Source organism: Paraburkholderia acidipaludis NBRC 101816, from assembly GCF_000684975.1.
Lineage (GTDB): Bacteria > Pseudomonadota > Gammaproteobacteria > Burkholderiales > Burkholderiaceae > Paraburkholderia > Paraburkholderia acidipaludis.
This window is the reverse complement of record NZ_BAXZ01000054.1, coordinates 1-1,540: the sequence shown is the minus strand read 5'-3', so window position 1 is coordinate 1,540 and position 1,540 is coordinate 1. Positions and strand designations below refer to the sequence as shown.

Annotated in this window: 1 protein-coding gene; it reads right to left on the bottom strand. The window is 66.0% G+C overall.

Translation table 11 applies throughout. The annotated features are described in order from the left end of the window. On the bottom strand, positions 1 to 1,539 hold a 1,539-nt coding region (locus BAC01S_RS29750), incomplete at its 3' end, for a nitrite/sulfite reductase (protein ID WP_027798016.1). Position 1,540 lies beyond the last annotated feature (1 nt).

Here is a 1,540-nt window from a genome sequence, read left to right as displayed (position 1 = left end):
CATCTCTTCGGCCGAGAACGACGGCCCGATCACGCGGCCCAGGCGCGCACCGTTGGCGCCGTTGCCCTGCTCGCCGCCCAGCGACACCTGGTACCACTCCGCGCCGTCCTTGTCGACACCCAGCACGCCGATATTGCCCACGTGATGGTGACCGCACGAATTCATGCAGCCCGAGATGTTGAACGACAGGTCGCCCAGGTCGTGGACGAAGTCGAGATTGTCGAAGCGCTCCTGGATCGCCAGCGCGATGGGGATCGACTTCGCGTTCGCGAGCGAGCAGAAGTCGCCCCCCGGGCACGCGATGATGTCGGTCAGCAGTCCGATGTTCGCCGTCGCGAAACCCTGCGCCTTCGCCTTCTCCCACAGCGCGTAGAGGTCGCGCTTCTTCACGTCGGCGAGGATCAGGTTCTGCTCGTGCGAGACGCGGACCTGGCCGTACGAATACGCGTCGGCCCAGTCGGCCACGGCTTCCATCTGCGCGTCGGTGGCGTCACCCGGCGCGATGTTGCGCGGCTTGAGCGAGAGCGTGACCGAGGCGTAGCCCGGCACGCGGTGCGGACGCACGTTGCGCTCCACCCAGCGCGCGAACGCACGGGTTTCGAGCAGATGCTTTTCGTACGACGTATCGGTGTCGGGCAGCTTTTCATACGCGGGCGGCACGAAGTACTGCGACACGCGCTCCACTTCGGCCTGCGTGAGCGTCGAGGGGCCGTCCTTCAGGTGCTGCCATTCCTCTTCCACCTGCTGCGCGAACTTCGCGGGCGAGAGCGCCTTCACGAGGATCTTGATGCGCGCCTTGTAGAGGTTGTCGCGGCGGCCGTAGCGGTTGTACACGCGCAGCACGGCTTCGCAGTAGGTCAGGAGATGCTGCCACGGCAGGTCGCGCCGGATGATCGCGCCGACGATCGGCGTGCGGCCGAGCCCCCCGCCCGCGAGAATGCTCGCGACGATTTCGCCGTCGGCATTGCGGTCCAGATACACGCCCAGATCGTGGATCTGCACGGCCGCACGGTCTTCCTTCGAGCCCGAGACGGCGATCTTGAACTTGCGCGGCAGCCACGCGAATTCGGGGTGGAACGTCGACCACTGGCGCAGGATCTCGGCCCAGGGGCGCGGATCGACCACCTCGTCGGGGGCCACGCCCGCGAACTGGTCGGCGGTGATGTTGCGGATGCAGTTGCCCGAGGTCTGGATGCCGTGCATCTGCACCGAGGCGAGCTTGCGCAGGATTTCAGGCGTTTCCTCGAGCTGGATCCAGTTGTACTGGATGTTCGAGCGCGTCGAGAAGTGGCCGTAGCCGCGGTCGTGCTCGCGCGCGATCGTGCCGAGCATGCGCAGCTGGTCGCTGCGCAGGTTGCCGTAGGGAATCGCGATGCGGTGCATGTACGCGTGGCGCTGCATGTACAGGCCGTTCTGCAGGCGCAGCGGGCGGAACTCTTCTTCGCTCAATTCGCCCGAGAGGCGCCGGCGAACCTGGTCGCGGTACTGCGCGACGCGTTCGTCAACGATGGTCTGGTCGTACTGATCGTATTGGTACATT